Genomic DNA, 635 nt, shown 5'->3' with positions numbered 1-635 from the left:
TAAGTCACCCATACTTACTAAACATATTGAACCTAAGTGGGATCGCAGTGCTCCAATAGAGTGCTCTGCCACTTAGGCAGAATAAGACTCAAGGACAGAGCAAGCTCTCGTTGATCATCCGGTCATCGCAGCATAGAGAAAGGGAACGGAGCTCCCCCAATCCATGTTGTCGGCTTACTTGTGCATTGGGTCCGCCTATTTTATGGGCAGTCATAGAGCCAAAACACAAAAGGAATTATTCATGTCTAATCCACTTCTAACGTTTACGGACCTACCTCCGTTTTCGCAAATCAAACCAGAACACATTAAACCTGCTGTCGAGCAGGCGATTGCAGATTGTCGCGCCAAAGTTGAAGAGGTGCTAAAAGACAACACCAACCCAACTTGGGAAAATGTGATTGCTCCTCTAGAAGAAATTGATGACCGTCTGAGCCGCATTTGGTCGCCAGTTGGTCACATGAACTCTGTGGTGAACAGCGAAGCTCTGCGTGAAGCGTACGAAAGCTGCCTACCAATTTTGTCGGAATACGGCACTTGGGTTGGTCAGCACAAAGGCCTGTACGAAGCGTACAAAACCATCAAAGCGAGAGAAGAATTTGCAACGTTAACGCGTGCCCAGCAGAAAACCATCACCG

1 pseudogene is annotated in these 635 nt (G+C 47.6%); it reads left to right on the top strand.

From position 1 onward, the window contains the following. Positions 1-241: 241 nt before the first annotated feature. Positions 242-635: pseudogene (locus tag R7Q46_RS27900) on the top strand (oligopeptidase A); the annotation flags it as partial.

The sequence above is a fragment of the Vibrio sp. 811 genome (assembly GCF_033339195.1).
Note: the sequence above shows the minus strand (reverse complement) of the source record. Positions and strands in the feature narration are given on the sequence as shown.